The sequence below is a fragment of the Gordonia sp. (in: high G+C Gram-positive bacteria) genome (assembly GCF_049647785.1).
Lineage (GTDB): Bacteria > Actinomycetota > Actinomycetes > Mycobacteriales > Mycobacteriaceae > Gordonia.
In genome coordinates, this window is sequence record NZ_JBARYI010000029.1 from 36,736 (window position 1) to 51,460 (window position 14,725).

Genomic DNA, 14,725 nt, shown 5'->3' on the forward strand with positions numbered 1-14,725 from the left:
CTATCCCTCGTCAAACAGGGACGGTGCGGACAGTTCCAATTCGAGTGTGGTCAGGTTGTCGACCGCAGCCCGCCAGTACGACGGCTTCAACTCGATGCCGATTGCGCGACGGCCACGCTTCACCGACTGATACAACTCGCTCCCGATGCCGCCGAACGGAGTTAGGACCAGCTCGCCAGGGTTCGACCACAACCGCACACACCGGTCGATAAACCCGAGTTGCAACGGTGCGATATGGCGTTCGTCGGCCTGATCGCGGCCCGCTCTCGCATTCAACGTGTCAGACTCGCGGATGCCATGCCACACCGGGCACAGGTTGCCGTCCTCGGTCAGCCATCCGCCATCGTGAACGTCATCCCACACTGGCGATGCCCAATCAATCCAGTCATCGTTGGTGACTTCACCTTCGAGGACGTCGTGCGGCACCTTAACTTCGTTGTCCCCTGGCTTCTTGAAGATCAGCAGGTAGTCCGCGAGCGCCGGCCGAATCCGCATGGAGTCGCGGTTTTTGGACGCGAACGCCAACTGCTGCGATTTGGTGCGGATTGACTGCGCCTGGGGGTCTTTCCAGATGGTGACTTCGCCGAAGAACACCCAGCCGACTGATTGGAAGAGGCGGATGACGTCGCCACGGAAGTCAGTAAGGCCGATGTGGCCGTCGACGGCTTTCTTGGTTGCGATCTGCTGGACGTGGATGCAGGCGTTGCGGCCTGGCTTGGTGACGCGCAGCTGGTGTTCAACGATGTAGCGGTAGTGGTCGAGGAATGCGACGCGTGAGGGTGAGTTGCCGAGGTCGCGGACTGACGGAGAGTACGTGTAGAGGCTGTCGAATGGTGGTGAGCAGACGGACAGGTCGATGCTGTTGTCGGGGAGTTCGGCGAGGCGTTCGCAGGAGTCTCCGAGCAGCATGGACCAGTTGGTTCCGTGGGCCTCGTCGGTAATGTAAGGGGCGGTGTTTTCGGTGCTCATGCTGCGTATTCCTTTCGTGCGTGGTCGATAAGGGCGGTAGTGATGACCGATGCCTGACGTTCTTTGCGGGCTACGTTGTCGGCGATCTGTGATTCCAGGTCAGACAGGATGATGTGGGCTTCCACAATCCGGGTTTGTCCGTACCGGTAGCAGCGGCGCAGGCATTGGTAGTACTGCTCATAGGAGTCACCGAGGCCGACGAACGCCATGCGTGCGCAGTGTTGCCAGTTCATTCCCATAGACGCGATCGACGGCTTCGTAATCAGCACCCGGTAGTCACCGTCGGAGAACCCCAGGAGTAGGCGGGCCTTCTCGTCTGGGTCGAGGGAGCCGTGAACATTCACGGCGCCTGGGATGGCGGCGGCGAGGGCGTCAGCTTCGGCGTTCATGCCAACCCATAGAACCCACGGCTCGCTGGGTTCGGAGTCGACTAGCCGCGCGGTCTCGGCGACCCGCTCATCTAGCGTTTGGCGGCGAACCTGGGCGCGTCCGGTGACGCCACCTAGTTCAGTAGCGAACAGTTGCCCTTCTGCTTCGATTTCTGCCGCTACATAGTGGGGTTCGATCGTGAGGCCAGGGAGGTTGTACCCGGTGTCATCCCCACCAATGTCTGACGGCTTGCGGATCGCGACGGCCCATGTCGTCATCCACTCGATCATTGGGGCGAGTGCGTGGCCTTTGAGTCGGTATCCGCCTGCGTTGATCTGGTCGTGGACGAAGTACGCGGCAAGCATGTGGTTTCGTGCCATGCGTCCGAGGAACTCGGCCTGGTTGGTGAGTTCTTCGGGGTCGTTGGGTGCTGGTGTTGCTGAGCAGGCGAGTCGCGCGGGGATGTCGGCGAAGTGTTCGATCAGCATCGTGCGGGTTTTGCCGTCCGACTGCTTCAGGATTGAGGATTCATCGAGGGCTACGGCGTCGATGTTGGTGGTGTCGACGGTGGATGCGCGTTCGTAGTTGGTGATCCACATGCCGGGGCCGGTGATTTCGTCACCGTGACGGATAAATGTGGCGGTGACGCCGAGTTTCGCGGCCTCGCGGACGGTTTGTGCGCACACGGCGAGCGGTGCGACGATTAGTGATGTGGCGCCGGATAGTCGTGCCCATTCGACCTGCATCCACGTTTTGCCGAGTCCGGTGTCTGCCCATAGTGCGGCGCGTCTGGTGTGGACGGCCCAGGTTACGAGGTCGCGTTGCCAGCGGTGGAGGTTCTGATTGACTTCAGATTCGGTGATGGTTGGGCCGTCGATGGTGGCGGTGGTCTGTTTGATGTCGAGGAACTGCTGGTAGTCGTCGTCGGTGTCGCGGTTCATGCGGCCCGCGGCGAGCAGGTCTTGGGGTCTCACGCCATCTCCTTTACTGATGTTTTCCGTGCTGGTCGTGTTTGGTCGTAGTGGTTTCGATGCGGTCGCGGTGGGGGTCGATGATGCTCATCACTGCACCTCCCCGTCGAGTGGTCGGTATTCCCAGCCGTTTGGTGCTCCGGGTACGTCGGCGAACCATCGTCGGCGCTCGATGGCTTGAAGCCACCGCCCGCCGTGCATGTTCGTGTGCACTGGTCGCCATGCGAACCACTTGTGCCAGGGTCCGTAGGTGAAGATCGGCATCACTGCACATCCCCGCCGAGCGGGTGCCAGTTGCCGTTGTTGTCGCGGCGTTCGATGCGCATGGTTGTCATTCCGGGCAGGCATCCGAGGGCTTGTTGTGTCTGCTGGTCGTACTTCTCTGCCGATTTGCGGGTTGTGAAGTAGATGGGGGAGACGTATCGGTGGCCGAGGGTGGATGCGTACCGCCAGCTTGCTTCGGGTGATTCGATTCCGATTCCGGCCATCATCACTGCACCTCCCCATCGAGCGCGCGGCGGAGCGTTAGCGAGCAGTTGGCGTAGGGGTTCTGCTCCATGTCGTCCAGAGCGTCCTCGACCCGGGTGATGGTGGCGCGCAGTCGGTCCCGCTCGGCCACAGCTTCGTAGCGTTCGCGCATTGACCGGTGGTGCAGTTTGGTCATGTGGATTGCGGCGTCGCGGTTGGCGATCAGTCCGCGCTCAGCGGCGGCCTTTTCTGCCCGCAGTTTCTTGACTTCAGCCACAAGCGCCTGCGCTCGCTCGGTGGCGTCTGGGCCGGTGATGCGGTGCCCTAGTGGGACTCCGAGGGCTTTACCGAGGTCTTGAAGCCCTGCCGTCACGGTTAGCGCTTCACTCCTCCAGACCCGCAGTTTCTCGACTTCATCTGCGAGGTCGGCCACCAACTGCGGGGCAGCGGCAATCAGACGTCCGTCTGCATCGCCTCGCGTGCTCGCGATGACTGCCACCTGGTATGGGGTGTCACTGTCGTTATCGTCGGCGAAAACGGTGCCATTCTTGCTGCCGAGAAGGGTTGCTGGGAGTCGCCACGGTCCTGGTGTGATGCCGTCGAGTGCTTGGCGGGCACGCTGCACAACGTCGTCGCTCATTGCAGTTCCTCCGTCGTGTAGATGAGCTTCGCGGTGTCGCAAGGCCATGCGGGCGGGTCGTCATCGTCACCGCTCGCAATCTCGGCACACTCGGCGCAGGTCCACCCGTACGGCGGCAGGTGATCGCACACCATCTCGCCGTTGATGGCCTCGAAGTGGTGCTGCGACTCGTGCTCGCTGGTGTCGTCGTCGCAGTAGTCCGTTGAATCGAAAATGCCGACCTTGCGGTGCAACTTGCGGATCGGGGCGAGGGCTTCGCGGGCGGCGGTTAGTGCCGTTGCTGCGCTCTCGGTGTTCGTCTCCGGCTCGCCCCATGCGGCCAACGTCCGCCGTGCTGCTTCGATTGCCGGGTCGGTGTTCACCATGTCGGGCCGTCCCATCCGCACGCGAACGCGATTAGGGCGGCGATGGTGCCTATGGCGAGGATCGTGAGGATGGCGTCAACGACGGGCGTGTCACTCACCGCTCTCACCACCCTCGGCGTACTGTGCGGCCGCGAGTCGGGCCGCAGCGGTACGGCGCAGGAGGTCCGGTGACACCACGATCGCGCTTCCGTAGAGGTAGATGTCCAACGGTTGCCTCGATGTGGCGTCTACGCGGATGTCGCAGTCATCGAAGTACACCTGTCCGTCACCGTCGATCTCGTCCGGTTTAGGCAGCTTCACGACCGCGTAACCCTCTGTAGCGAGAGCTTCAAGAGCTACCTGCGCCCAGGCATCAAGGAATAGGGTCGCCTCGACATAGATGCCGCCACCGGGCCGCTCTTCTCCAACGACGCACCCGTTCAGCGCGGCGGCGATCACTTCGTGCGCGCTCATGCTGTCGCCTCGGCTTCCGGGTCCACCAGCAGACCAGCATCAGCCAGCCTTGCGCAGTCCCCGATGTACCGACCGCGGATGCCATCAGTGGGAGCGAGGGAACTGAAATGCCCATCCCCGTAGTAGCCGTCGCACTGGATCTTTGCGGCCTTCTCGATGAGTGCTTCCCGCGCAGCATCAGCAGCAGCCTCAGCCTGGGCAGCGGCGTGCTCAGCTTCGAGTTGGTTAGCAAGCCAGATGCAAGTTGCGGCTCCGGCAAGATTGTGGCTCTCCAGCAGGTCCGCTACCGTCCGGAGCGTCTCCCAGTCGGTCGGCTCGGGAACCAACCGCCGCAACGGAGTGCCATCGACCGCATTACGGTCGCCAGTCTCTTCGTCAACGAACGACCAGGGAAACCTCTTAGAACCGCAACGGATCGCTGGAATCTCAACATCGCCTACGCGGATAAGCCAGGCTTCCCCCGGCTTCAGGTCAGTGGTGGTCATGCGGAAACCCTCTCGGAATCAGAAGAATCAGGAATGTTGGAGCCAGGGCACGCAGGCCACGGCAACTCAGGAATAGGCGAAGCAACAGCCTCAAGGTCATGCCACAAACGACCACAACCACGCGGACACGTCGTTCGCGGCAACGGAACCAACGGTCGTACAGCAGCAGCCTCCTGACGCTGCTTCCGACGCAAACACATCTGACACAACCCATGCGACTTATGCGGACGGCCACAACCCTCGATGTCACACAAACGTTGCGGTGCCAGATGACGGCGCACACCCCTTGGCTGATCCAAAGGAATCCCGGACCGCCACCGCGAATAATGGGTGCTGCACATATTGCGCGCCTGATACGGCCGACGGCAGTCACCCACCGTGCACGTACGGCTCACAGCTCGCGGATGGATAATCGGCACGAGCAGGCCGCGGTCCATGCTCGCAATCGCCTCCGCTGACCTCACCGAAACCGTAGGGCGGGCACCGCTAGTGATTCTCCTGATTGTCCCCTCCGAGACGCCCGACGCCTTGGAGATGCTTGCCGTCGTGAACTCATTAATCAGGCTGATCACGATGGATCGAGTGGGGGCAGGGTCGACCGTCGCCGGATCAAGCACCGGATGATCTTTCCGCCACGCCTTGTAATGCGTGCGGCACATCGACCGGGCCTTATGTGGACGACCGCAGCCCTCCACGCCACACAAGCGTTGTTCACTCATGCCGCCACCTCGCTCACGTCGTGAATGGCGGGCTGGGCAGACATTGGGCACAGCGACCCCGCAGTGTCGAGGTGCGCGAAGACCGTGAGTCTGACGCGAACATGCTGCAAGCAGACAGGGCAAATCTCGATACTCGGGTCGATCATGATGCGGCCTCGTTGAGTTCAGCCTTGCGTGCAGTGAACGCTGCGAGCAGGTCGGCGCGGTGGTTTCCGAGGTTGTGTTTCTTCAACTCGACACTGATCGCATCGAGAGCCTGCACATTTCCGGCCGCAAGAATGTCGGCCGCGAATTGTCCGGCGATCTCGTCAGTGATGAGTGGAGGACCGGATGGGAGGGGGTCGACAGTGAACGGCGAGTGCTTTCCGCGGGTGACCGTTAGTGCGACCGACTTCGGCTTGTCGATGTGTGACAGGTGGCTGATGCGGATGCCGCCGACTGCTTGGCCGCCGAATCTGACGGACGGGTCGCAATACAGGGTCATCGATTTGCCGACGTACTCAGCGCCTTTTGGTCCCCATGCATTGACGAGTACGCGGCGCATGGATAGTCCTGGACGGTAGGGCTTCCCTGGGCCGAAGTGGTCGGTTACCAGGTTGATCGGCTGCTCTTTGCTGCCAGTAGTTACGGCGACAATCGTCACTGTGACAGGACCAGCAAGGAGGTCCACGGCGTTCGTCTGGTCCGATCTGGCTTGGATCATCTGCGACAGGTCTACTTCTTGGGCGGTCATAGTTCGATCTCTTCTGTGATGCGTTCAGTGAGGATGAGGCCTTCGGTGAGCTCGTTGTACTGGCGGCAGGTCTCTTGGATGGCGGTTTCGGCGTAGCGGATGGTCGCTTTGATGGCGTCGAACCAGCGGTCATCGGGTCTGACGCGGTGGACCCACATGTGCATGCCGCCCGCGTAGGAGATGTAGTCGATCCATTCGCGGCCCGACACGAGCAGCCCGCACTGCAACTGCGGCATGTTGAAGATCGGCGGATGACCGGCAAGGATCGTTTCGATCTGTGACTTCGGTGCGCGCGACTTGATCTCGATCAGCCCGTCGTCACCGACTAGGCCGTCTGGTGAGTAGCCGAGTGGTCCGCCGAGGTCGTCGCGTCGCATGAAGCCGATTTCCTCGACCGGGGCGTAGTGGTCGTTGTAGAGGTCGCGTGCCCGGGGCTCATCTTCAACGCCGCGCCACATGGCTGCGTTCATCGGTGTTTCTTCGGTCCACCCGTTGATGCGTTCTCCAGCTAGTCGCAGGATGATTGCGCGGCTGGTGTCATTTTTGGCCGGTTCGAGGATGAGTTCGTTGGATCCGTCGCGGGCTGCTTGGGCTCGTTCGGGATGCTTGGTTTTGATTGGGGATTTGGTGCGTGCTGACAAGCAGTCGTCGCCGCCGGTTGCGCCGCATGCCGGGCAGTCGTAGTCGATGGCGGTGCGTTTGCCTGCGCTGATAAGTTGTCCGATGATGCTGGCGGTGACGATGCCTCGACGTGCCTCGAACCACTCGTCTGAACCTTGGGCGAGCATCTGGAACGTTTGGACACTCACTTGGCACCCCGCTTTGCTTCGGCACGGGCGTATCCGATGGCGCGCTGAATGTTCTGCACGCGACGATCGACTGCAACGGCATCGAGGTAGTCAAACTCGGGCGTGTAGATCGTGAGATCCTGGTGCGCGACCTCGACCGCGGACTGGCCGTGACCGAAGTACGCAGACACGCTCGTCACCAGATCAGGGATGAGGGTCGGGACGTCGGTGGGTGCGGGTGGTGCTCCGACGATCGAGCGTAGAAGGTTTTCGGTGTTGCTCATGTGTTTCTCGTTTCTGAAAGTGGTGCCCAAGGGTCGTCCTGGTGGCAACCCTGAACCGGTGCGCAATGCTCGTTCTCACACCAGCGGCAGTAAATGATCGGAAAATCTTTCGGACAACGACGGCCTTTGTGCTCGCAGCACTTGCGGCGCCGGTATCGGTACTTGGCGGGTTTCACGGCTGTTCGTTCTCGTGGGCGCGGCGCTCTGCGGTGTCGAGTGGGAGCCAGCCGGTCGGAATGTTGGTGCCGTCATCAATGGGGCGCGGGTAACGGCAGGCGAACAGTGCGGCACCGACAAGCGGCCCCCAAATAATCAGGTTGATCAACATGTGATCGGTCCTTTCGAGGTGGTGTTCTGTCCCGCCCGCTCCCCCTGGATGTCGGGCGGGACAGAAGTCTTTTAGGACGCTCGGCGGTGGCGTGTGCGAGGGGAAAGACCAGATGCGGGAGGCTCTGGATTCGGTGCAGCAGGCTGGTATTCAAGATCTAGAGCTTCCTGAATGTCGGCCTCGGTCATGCGGCGTGATGTCCCGATTAGTCGGTGCGGCCAACGACCTGATGACATGCGCCGTTGCACGAAGTAGGTACGGGAGTCGTCGCCGAAGATGCGGGTCGAAACTTGTGCGGCGTCGAATGTTGCCTGTTGAATCTCGACGGTCATTGGCGTCTCCTTTGGATGGTGTTGTCGGTGATGAGGTGCGCGATACTCAACAACTGGTCGGTGAGGACTCGTGCGTCGGAGGGTGTGAGGTGGAAACCCACACCGTTCGGGTGGCCGACACGGATGAGTGGGTGCCCTGCGATGCGCACGTTTTCGACAGTGACCTCGCAGGCGGCTACGGGGTCGAATGGCCGGCATTCGTATTCGGTGGCAGTCATGCTGGCACCGGGGTTTCCGTGCGAACGAAGTCGAGTGCTCGGCGCATCGCTTCTTTGTCGGTGTCGCCAATGACGGAGATGATTGCCTCGCCGTCGAGGTGGCTGACACTGATGTGCGGCCAACCGAACTGCGGAAACTCTTGGGGCTGGTACTCGTCGGGGTCGCAGCGGTAAATCTTGATCCGCCATGTTCCGTTGACGCGTTCGATGTAGACGTTCGGCCCGAAGTCATCTACCGGGATCGTGTGGCGGTCGATCTTCTTGGTGAACTTGGCGAGGTTCATGGCGTCACCACCATGTCGGCGAGGTCAACGCTGGGGTCGATGATGGTGATGTTTCCGTCGCTGATGACTACCTCGGCTTTTTTGCGGAAGGTCATGTCGCAGTAGAAGTAGCGGTTGATGGCAACCACCTGCACGGAATCAAGGTTCAGATCGGCGCTCATGCCGCACCGCCGTTCGCCTGATTAGTCGACGGATCTGAAACCGGACCCGCCGACCAATCGGCATCTCCTACGGTCGAAGCACCACACAACGAACAAGGAGAAGAATCATGCAGAGCACTCGACGGGAACTCGTCCGCGAGGGAATCCAGAATTGCGAGACTGCGAGCGCGAAGGTCGCTAGGCTCCGTTCGCACTCCGATCCGGCGGTGAAGGAGATTGCGAACGCGATTCACTTCCTGTCGTTCGGTGTCCGTCAGATCGGCCAGGCTCTCGCCGAAGATGGCCGTATCGACGATCTCCCTATCCAGCGCGCCAAGTAGTTTCCGCAGGATGCGTGCGAATCGCATCGCCTCAGTGAGGGTGCAGGGACGATCCCAGGGGTCTGCGGAAGTTGCGGCATGAATCTTCCGAACGAAATCTTCAAACTCGGTAGCGCTCAGCACTCGCTCGGGTTTGATGTTTCCCGACCGGATTACGACGAGAGGGACGCCGAGTTGGTCGGCAATGCGTCGTGCCAACTGAGGGGTGCATGGCTTGCGACCAGCTTCGATGTTTGACATGTACCCATGGGTGATGTCGAGTGATCTCGCGAAGTCGCCGAGTCTCCATCCGTCCTTCTGGCGGAGCGCCTTGATTGTCGCGCCTACCTGGATGTTTGAGGTGTTCATGCCGCACCGCCCAGGCGCGTGAAGTCGTCCGTGTACTCCGGGCAGTACGTCGTCGTCGCAGCCCCCAGTAGGGTTCCTGCGTCAGTCGGGCCATACGTGTCCATCGTGGCGTCGGCAATTCTCTTCGCCGGGACACCAGCGTCGAGGGTTTCGCACACGGTGTGCGCGAGGTCGATCGCCTCAGACTCGGCATCGTCGAGCGGGAAGCCCTGATCGCGAAGCACCCGAATGAACACCTGGTCTTGCTGTGCTGGCGTGAGCGTCTGTGCTTCTTCGGTGGTGTCCGCTGCGGCTGCGGGTGCGGCGACGTTGGTGGTCGTGGTGGTGGCTGGTGCGCCGTCGACTGAGCACGCGGCGATCGGCACGGCAGCGAGCGCAGCGAACGTCACAGTGACAATCCGGCGGATAGTGGTGGTGGTGTTCATGCTTCGGTCTCCGTTTCGGGCCAGACGATCAGGTTTGAGCGCTCGACAATGGCGACCGCTCCGAAGGAATTGAGCAGGTCGGCGCGCTTCTTGGCGGACGACCGCGAGTGGTAGGTCTTGTTCGTGACCGGCCAGATGAAATCCGAAGTGCCAAGGATCTCTACGTAGTTGCCTTCGGGTCGCCAACCGGGTGGCGCCCAACCTTCGACCGGGGTCCAAACTTCCTCGTCGTACAGGTTCGGGTGATGCGAGCCGTCGGGGTACGACGTGACAACCACGCGATACAGATAGCGGGGGCTCATGCCGACACCTCCTGCGGCGCGAGGGTGCCGAACTGCTCGACGTGGGCGGTGATCCACTTCCACGCCACGTCCTGGCCGCGAGGGCTGATGCGGGTGGTCACGTACTCGTGACCGTTTTCGGCGGTACCCTTGGTGTTGCGCGCCCAACCTGCGGTGATCGCGTGCGACGACGCCTGGTTACGGTCGGACCTATCTCCGGCGATCATCATCTTCTTGCGGCGCAGGAGCTCGTAGACGTGCTCGTGGCTGATCGCGATTCCGCGACCTACTCCCCACTGCTTAACCTCGCGGGCGAAGTCCTGGCGGTGAATCCAGGTGATCGACGCGGTGTGTGCTTCCGCCTTGGCGACGAGCGGTGCGTCCTTCTCGATGCGGGAGACGAGCACGCGGTTGCTGGTTTCTGCAGCATCGGCGCGGGCGGTGGTCAGTTCGTGTGCCTCGACCTCGGTGGCGTATGCCCGGAGTGCTTCGGGGAGAGTCTTGGGGATGAGGAAGTGAACGGTTGCGTCGGCGCGCTCGACGTCGAGCAACATGTCCCGGACGCGGCGCGCTACGTCGGAGTCGCGAAGCAGCATCCCGATACGGAGAATTGCGCGGCGCGGAAACAGTGCGATCTGGCGAGCGCGGGGGTCCAGATTTGAGAGGTCCTCGTAGAACCTCTCAAATTCGGAGCGGATTACGACGCGGTATCCGTCCTCTTCGAGTTCTTCACGGTTGTCCTTGACTGCGCTCTTGACTGCTTCGAGTCCGACGCCGTAGAACTCGGCAACCATCGGCGTGAGTGCGTTCATGTCGTCGGGCAGGGTCCGTAGGACACCAACCTTGTCGAGGACATCCGTGCGGCCCGCGAGCTGGTCGCGTTCCGTTCTTGCTGCGGGTAGAGTCAGATCTTGCATTGGTTTTCCTTTCATGCGTTGGCCCTCGCCTGTTTGCCCAGGCGGGGGCTGTTCTTATGCAGGAATTGGCATCTTGTCATCGGTGACGGTTGCCACTTCAGGGTTGGCTGTGACCTCCCGGGCGATGAACAAGTCCTCCCACGGGACTTCGAGTCGGTTAGCGATATCGAGGGCCAGATCCTCCGAGATGTTCGTGAGGATTCCCGCCTCGATCTTGTAGATCGTGGTGTGCGTTCGCCGGACCAGGAAGCCGAGTTCTCGTTGTGAGTATCGGGCCTTCTTTCGCCAGCGCCGTACCTGTGCGCCGTCTTTCACTTCCATCCAGATATCCCTTCGGATGATGGGTCGCTTTCTTCTGACGGTTCTCATCTTTTCCTCCTAGTTGCCGCTTTGTCAACCTGGCAACGTTGACAGTAGCCAGTGGTTGCCAAAGTGTCAACCGTCAAACATGCAGCGCGCCGTGGGAAGATCAATATGTTGGTTGCCACTACTAGTGGGTGCGCCTATGGCTCACCTACAACACCCCAGGTCAGGATTCGAGACGTGAACGAGACTCAAACCCTGCGAGACCTCGTGCTCAAGGCCAAGGACAGCGGACTCTCCTTCCGCCAGATGGAAGAGAAGGTCGCAGCTGCCGAGGCTCGCCAGCCACGAGGGCTCCGCCTCAACCGGACGACCGCAAGCAAGATTGCTCGCGGTACCCACGGAGGCGACGCCGAAGACGGGACGATCCGAGCGATCGCCCTCGTCGCAGGCGTGCCGGATCACGTCGCGTTCGCCGCCGCCGGACGCCGGACGAACGGGCCACCGTTCGCCGACGAACTACCTTCCGGCGTCGATGACCTCGAACCGAACGAGCGACGGGTTGCGCTGGACATGCTGCGCATCCTCGTCGCCCAGCGGAGGGAACTGAACCGCCATGACCAACCCGAACAGCAGCCCGCTCGCACCGATGGTTCGTCGTCGGCCGCGCGAACACCGCGCACCGACGACGAAAACCAGAAGACTAACAAGCCCACGGACTTGAGTGCACGAAGGTCAAGGCGCGAGGCTTTACCCGAGTCGATCGAGGATGCGATCGCGGCCCGGAAGCAAGACCCGAGATTCAAGGTCGGCTACCCCGACAGCAGCGACATCGGCGAAGAAAACCAAGACCCCGAGGACGGCAAGTGACCGACCCGACATTCCTACCCCTCGGGCTCCATACCTTCATTGACGAGTCGTACGGAAGTGGCCAGGCCGATTACTACGTTGCAGCCGTGACCGTCACCGCCAAGCAGTTAACAAAACTCGTTGACGACATCAATGCGCTGAGGGCGGAGGTAATGGAGAAACTAGGTGTACCCCCAAACGTCGAGCTGCATGGCCACGAAATTATGCAGGGCAAGGGCGGTTGGTCCGCACTAAAAGGCCAAGTTCACGAATCCGTCTGGATCTGTCGCAGAGTCCTTCAGGCTGTAGTCAATAGCGGAGCTCGAATTCACATGCAGGGAGTCGACGTACCGCGACTCAATGCCCGATACCGATATCCGGATAGCCCCTACCAGGTATCACTCCGACATGCGCTCGAAAGAGTCCATGACCAGTGCATAAATAGCTCTGTTCGGAGCACGGTAGTAGCCGACATTCTTGACGAGTCAGCTGCGGCCGCAGCGGTAATCGCAGGCTACACGCGGGCGGCGACACCAGGCTTTCGACCCACTCGACTCTGCCATATTGAACCTATGCAGTATGTCGATTCACGGACGAACATCGGAGTGCAAGTTGCAGACATTGTGGCCTACACGCTGCGCAGGCACATCGAGGAGACTAGTGCGCACCCAAAGGCCAAGAAGGCAGCCCGGCAGCTATACCTAACGGCAGCACCGGCGATCGCCACCGTCCGCAAGTGGAGCCCCTAGATAGCTCTAAGGCCCCGACATCTCTGTCGAGGCCTTAGGCGGACAACGTATCCGGCAACCGGTACGTCATGGCAATACAGTACGACATCCTTACGACAATTTCACAGCATCCACTGAACTACATCCGTGTAGTTACTGGTCACGCCCGTTTTTGTCAGACCGGCGTGTTCTGATTTCGGGCATGACTATCTGGCATCCGTGGCGGTGGGCGCGCGACCACCACCCCGACGTGGTGATCGACTGCACCCGCCGACTACCGGGCGGCGTCCTAGGGCTCGTCGGCGAGCGCACCGTGTGGCTGCACCGCGGCCTCACCCAACGCGACCGCCGATCCACCCTCACACACGAACTACTCCACCTCGAGCACCCCGAAGCGTCGGAAGCATGGGTGGAGCGGGAGACCGCACGCCGCCTCATTACGCTCGATCAATTGGTGGATGCTTTCGCATGGTTGCGGCACCCCACCATCGAAGCGCTCGCCGATCACCTATGGGTCGATCAGCAGACTGCGGCCAACCGTATGCAGCACCTCGACCCCATCGAGGTCGCCGAGATCGAGGCAGCGTGTGATGGGGATTGGTCGTGGGTGGCATGACCGACGACGACCGCGCGCTGCTCGACTTCGCGGCCCGCACCTACCGGGACCGCAGCACCCACGCCGAAGCCGTACGGACCGAACTAGGCCTGTCTGTGACCCGCTACTGGCAGCGGGTCGCCTCACTGCTCGATGACCCTGAAGCGCTCGCACACGCGCCGACACTCGTGAACCGGCTACGGCGACTGGCTGGGCGCTAGCTGAGCATCTTCCCAATCACTTCGGCCGCAGCTTCCCCACTCGACCGGTCGATATGGGTATACGTGGCGATCGTCGTCTGAATTGACTCATGCCCCAAATGCTGCTGAACAACAGCCATCGGAACACCGTTGTTTATCATCCATGACGCACACGTATGCCGAAGATCATGCGGACGCGGACGCTTCAACAGTCGCGGCTCAGCATCTTCGGCGCACACCTTCGCCAACGCCGGAAGCCACGCCCGATTACGAAACAACTGGTGAGAGATGGGCCCCCCCGACTGCGTGGGAAACAGAAGCTCGCCACCAGGACGGTTGAGGTCTAACGAGTCAATCACCGAGGCTGGCACGTTGATCGTCCTATGCCCCTTGCGTGACTTGGTGTGCCCCAACTTCCGTTCACCGTTACCTGTGTGCTTCCATGCCTTGCTGATCCGCACGGTGCCACTGCGGGCATCTACGTCGGACACTACGAGCGCGGTCGCCTCGCCGAATCTCATTCCGGTTGCCACTAGCCATCTGGTGAATGGGCGCCACCGTGGTGTCATTGCGTCGTGGATTAGGTCGAACTCGGCGCGGGTGAGCATGACTGTATCGTCGGCGGCGTCGGTACGCGGAAGCCTGGTGTGGTCGCACGGGTTCTTGGCGATCTTCCCGGCCCTGACTGCATGGTTGAGTGCTCCCGCCATGAATCCGTGCTTGTTGGCGATCGTCTTTCCTGACGCCCCTGATTCGTCCATGTCGTTGACCCATCGGCTGATGGTGGTGTCGGTGATGGCTGATAGTGGCATGGTGCCGATTTTGTTGAGGTCGTTGCGGACGTATGCGCGGTATCTGCGGCGGGTGCCTTCTTCAACGCCGGTGAGGGTTTCGATGTGTGCGGTGCACCATTGTTCGAGGGTCATTTGTGAGATGCCGGAGTCTACGAGGTCGATGATGCGCATGGCTTCGGTGGGCCCGAATTTTTCGACGTTGCGGCGGAAGGCTTCGGCGCTGGCGGCGTCGATGAAGGTGAGTGCGCGGGCTTTGCCGTCTTGTCGCCAGCGGACTCGGTAGGTGGTGGTGCCGTCGCTGGTGGTTCTGGCGTCGATGCTTGCCATTATTTTGTGTCCTTGCGGGGGTGCATGTACCGCATTCTACAAGGGAAGACCGGACGATTTGTGTCCACGAA

Annotated in this window: 27 protein-coding genes and 1 pseudogene; 7 read left to right on the plus strand and 21 right to left on the minus strand. The window is 61.2% G+C overall.

Translation table 11 applies throughout. The annotated features are described in order from the left end of the window. The 7 genes from WBA38_RS04220 to WBA38_RS04250 form a co-directional block, all read right to left on the minus strand. Entirely contained in the window at window positions 1–969 is a 969-nt protein-coding gene (locus WBA38_RS04220; RefSeq protein WP_424322155.1) for a DNA-methyltransferase, read from the minus strand. Further along, the gene (locus WBA38_RS04225; RefSeq protein ID WP_424322156.1) at window positions 966–2,312 is read right to left on the minus strand and encodes a helicase-related protein; all 1,347 of its coding nucleotides are present in this window, start codon (window positions 2,310–2,312) and stop codon (window positions 966–968) included. Before WBA38_RS04225 ends, WBA38_RS04220 begins: the two co-directional genes overlap by 4 nt. A gap of 260 nt (window positions 2,313–2,572) precedes the next feature. After that, complete coding sequence (locus WBA38_RS04230; RefSeq protein WP_424322157.1) at window positions 2,573–2,800, minus strand: hypothetical protein; 228 nt, start codon at window positions 2,798–2,800, stop codon at window positions 2,573–2,575. Further along, entirely contained in the window at window positions 2,800–3,417 is a 618-nt protein-coding gene (locus WBA38_RS04235; RefSeq protein ID WP_424322158.1) for a hypothetical protein, read from the minus strand. Before WBA38_RS04235 ends, WBA38_RS04230 begins: the two co-directional genes overlap by 1 nt. Next, window positions 3,414–3,782, minus strand: coding sequence for a hypothetical protein (locus WBA38_RS04240; RefSeq protein WP_424322159.1), 369 nt, complete (start codon window positions 3,780–3,782; stop codon window positions 3,414–3,416). The genes WBA38_RS04235 and WBA38_RS04240 overlap by 4 nt, the downstream gene beginning before the upstream one ends. 90 nt (window positions 3,783–3,872) lie before the next feature. Further along, on the minus strand, window positions 3,873–4,235 hold the full coding sequence (locus tag WBA38_RS04245; protein ID WP_424322160.1) for a hypothetical protein: 363 nt from the start codon (window positions 4,233–4,235) through the stop codon (window positions 3,873–3,875). Continuing rightward, window positions 4,232–4,720, minus strand: coding sequence for a hypothetical protein (locus WBA38_RS04250; RefSeq protein ID WP_424322161.1), 489 nt, complete (start codon window positions 4,718–4,720; stop codon window positions 4,232–4,234). The genes WBA38_RS04245 and WBA38_RS04250 overlap by 4 nt, the downstream gene beginning before the upstream one ends. 435 nt (window positions 4,721–5,155) lie before the next feature. Here WBA38_RS04250 and WBA38_RS04255 point away from each other — a divergent pair, with 435 nt between their 5' ends. After that, window positions 5,156–5,344, plus strand: a complete 189-nt coding sequence (locus WBA38_RS04255; RefSeq protein WP_424322162.1) for a hypothetical protein — start codon at window positions 5,156–5,158, stop codon at window positions 5,342–5,344. 91 nt (window positions 5,345–5,435) lie between these two features. Here WBA38_RS04255 and WBA38_RS04260 read toward each other — a convergent pair whose 3' ends face one another. The 8 genes from WBA38_RS04260 to WBA38_RS04295 form a co-directional block, all read right to left on the minus strand. Further along, window positions 5,436–5,585, minus strand: a complete 150-nt coding sequence (locus tag WBA38_RS04260; RefSeq protein ID WP_424322163.1) for a hypothetical protein — start codon at window positions 5,583–5,585, stop codon at window positions 5,436–5,438. After that, a complete protein-coding gene (locus WBA38_RS04265) occupies window positions 5,582–6,172 on the minus strand; it encodes a hypothetical protein (protein WP_424322164.1) in 591 nt (196 codons plus the stop codon). The genes WBA38_RS04260 and WBA38_RS04265 overlap by 4 nt, the downstream gene beginning before the upstream one ends. Continuing rightward, a complete protein-coding gene (locus WBA38_RS04270) occupies window positions 6,169–6,981 on the minus strand; it encodes a YqaJ viral recombinase family protein (protein WP_424322165.1) in 813 nt (270 codons plus the stop codon). Before WBA38_RS04270 ends, WBA38_RS04265 begins: the two co-directional genes overlap by 4 nt. Beyond that, entirely contained in the window at window positions 6,978–7,244 is a 267-nt protein-coding gene (locus WBA38_RS04275; RefSeq protein ID WP_424322166.1) for a hypothetical protein, read from the minus strand. The genes WBA38_RS04270 and WBA38_RS04275 overlap by 4 nt, the downstream gene beginning before the upstream one ends. Before the next feature lie 172 nt (window positions 7,245–7,416). Next, complete coding sequence (locus tag WBA38_RS04280) at window positions 7,417–7,572, minus strand: hypothetical protein (RefSeq protein WP_424322167.1); 156 nt, start codon at window positions 7,570–7,572, stop codon at window positions 7,417–7,419. Between the two features lie 328 nt (window positions 7,573–7,900). After that, window positions 7,901–8,122, minus strand: a complete 222-nt coding sequence (locus tag WBA38_RS04285) for a hypothetical protein (protein ID WP_424322168.1) — start codon at window positions 8,120–8,122, stop codon at window positions 7,901–7,903. Continuing rightward, window positions 8,119–8,406: a hypothetical protein gene (locus tag WBA38_RS04290; protein ID WP_424322169.1), complete on the minus strand. Its 288-nt coding sequence runs from the start codon at window positions 8,404–8,406 to the stop codon at window positions 8,119–8,121. Before WBA38_RS04290 ends, WBA38_RS04285 begins: the two co-directional genes overlap by 4 nt. After that, window positions 8,403–8,567, minus strand: coding sequence for a hypothetical protein (locus tag WBA38_RS04295; protein ID WP_424322170.1), 165 nt, complete (start codon window positions 8,565–8,567; stop codon window positions 8,403–8,405). Before WBA38_RS04295 ends, WBA38_RS04290 begins: the two co-directional genes overlap by 4 nt. A 107-nt stretch (window positions 8,568–8,674) precedes the next feature. Between WBA38_RS04295 and WBA38_RS04300 the strand changes: the two genes are divergently transcribed. Beyond that, window positions 8,675–8,887: a hypothetical protein gene (locus tag WBA38_RS04300; RefSeq protein WP_424322222.1), complete on the plus strand. Its 213-nt coding sequence runs from the start codon at window positions 8,675–8,677 to the stop codon at window positions 8,885–8,887. Between the two features lie 78 nt (window positions 8,888–8,965). Continuing rightward, the gene (locus WBA38_RS04305; RefSeq protein ID WP_424322223.1) at window positions 8,966–9,124 is read left to right on the plus strand and encodes a hypothetical protein; all 159 of its coding nucleotides are present in this window, start codon (window positions 8,966–8,968) and stop codon (window positions 9,122–9,124) included. On the opposite strand, the pseudogene WBA38_RS04310 reads toward WBA38_RS04305, so the two are convergent. The 5 genes and pseudogenes from WBA38_RS04310 to WBA38_RS04330 all read right to left on the minus strand — a co-directional run. Further along, window positions 9,104–9,235: pseudogene (locus tag WBA38_RS04310) on the minus strand (helix-turn-helix domain-containing protein); the annotation flags it as partial. The gene WBA38_RS04305 and the pseudogene WBA38_RS04310 sit on opposite strands and share 21 nt — an antisense overlap. Next, window positions 9,232–9,660 carry a DUF732 domain-containing protein gene (locus tag WBA38_RS04315; RefSeq protein ID WP_424322171.1) on the minus strand — a complete coding sequence of 143 codons (429 nt, stop codon included), beginning with the start codon at window positions 9,658–9,660 and terminating at the stop codon, window positions 9,232–9,234. The gene WBA38_RS04315 and the pseudogene WBA38_RS04310, both read right to left, overlap by 4 nt. Then, the gene (locus WBA38_RS04320; RefSeq protein WP_424322172.1) at window positions 9,657–9,962 is read right to left on the minus strand and encodes a hypothetical protein; all 306 of its coding nucleotides are present in this window, start codon (window positions 9,960–9,962) and stop codon (window positions 9,657–9,659) included. The genes WBA38_RS04315 and WBA38_RS04320 overlap by 4 nt, the downstream gene beginning before the upstream one ends. Next, window positions 9,959–10,858, minus strand: a complete 900-nt coding sequence (locus tag WBA38_RS04325) for a phage antirepressor KilAC domain-containing protein (protein ID WP_424322173.1) — start codon at window positions 10,856–10,858, stop codon at window positions 9,959–9,961. Before WBA38_RS04325 ends, WBA38_RS04320 begins: the two co-directional genes overlap by 4 nt. A 54-nt stretch (window positions 10,859–10,912) precedes the next feature. Next, complete coding sequence (locus tag WBA38_RS04330) at window positions 10,913–11,179, minus strand: helix-turn-helix transcriptional regulator (RefSeq protein ID WP_424322174.1); 267 nt, start codon at window positions 11,177–11,179, stop codon at window positions 10,913–10,915. A gap of 222 nt (window positions 11,180–11,401) precedes the next feature. Here WBA38_RS04330 and WBA38_RS04335 point away from each other — a divergent pair, with 222 nt between their 5' ends. The 4 genes from WBA38_RS04335 to WBA38_RS04350 all read left to right on the plus strand — a co-directional run bounded on the left by WBA38_RS04335 (window position 11,402) and on the right by WBA38_RS04350 (window position 13,554). Further along, window positions 11,402–12,031, plus strand: a complete 630-nt coding sequence (locus tag WBA38_RS04335; RefSeq protein WP_424322175.1) for a hypothetical protein — start codon at window positions 11,402–11,404, stop codon at window positions 12,029–12,031. Further along, window positions 12,028–12,759 carry a DUF3800 domain-containing protein gene (locus WBA38_RS04340; RefSeq protein WP_424322176.1) on the plus strand — a complete coding sequence of 244 codons (732 nt, stop codon included), beginning with the start codon at window positions 12,028–12,030 and terminating at the stop codon, window positions 12,757–12,759. Before WBA38_RS04335 ends, WBA38_RS04340 begins: the two co-directional genes overlap by 4 nt. Window positions 12,760–12,940: 181 nt before the next feature. Then, a complete protein-coding gene (locus WBA38_RS04345) occupies window positions 12,941–13,354 on the plus strand; it encodes a hypothetical protein (RefSeq protein WP_424322177.1) in 414 nt (137 codons plus the stop codon). Beyond that, window positions 13,351–13,554, plus strand: coding sequence for a DUF3263 domain-containing protein (locus WBA38_RS04350; RefSeq protein ID WP_424322178.1), 204 nt, complete (start codon window positions 13,351–13,353; stop codon window positions 13,552–13,554). Before WBA38_RS04345 ends, WBA38_RS04350 begins: the two co-directional genes overlap by 4 nt. On the opposite strand, the gene WBA38_RS04355 is transcribed toward WBA38_RS04350, so the two are convergent. After that, entirely contained in the window at window positions 13,551–14,654 is a 1,104-nt protein-coding gene (locus WBA38_RS04355; RefSeq protein ID WP_424322179.1) for a tyrosine-type recombinase/integrase, read from the minus strand. The genes WBA38_RS04350 and WBA38_RS04355 overlap by 4 nt on opposite strands. Between the last annotated feature and the right edge of the window lie 71 nt (window positions 14,655–14,725).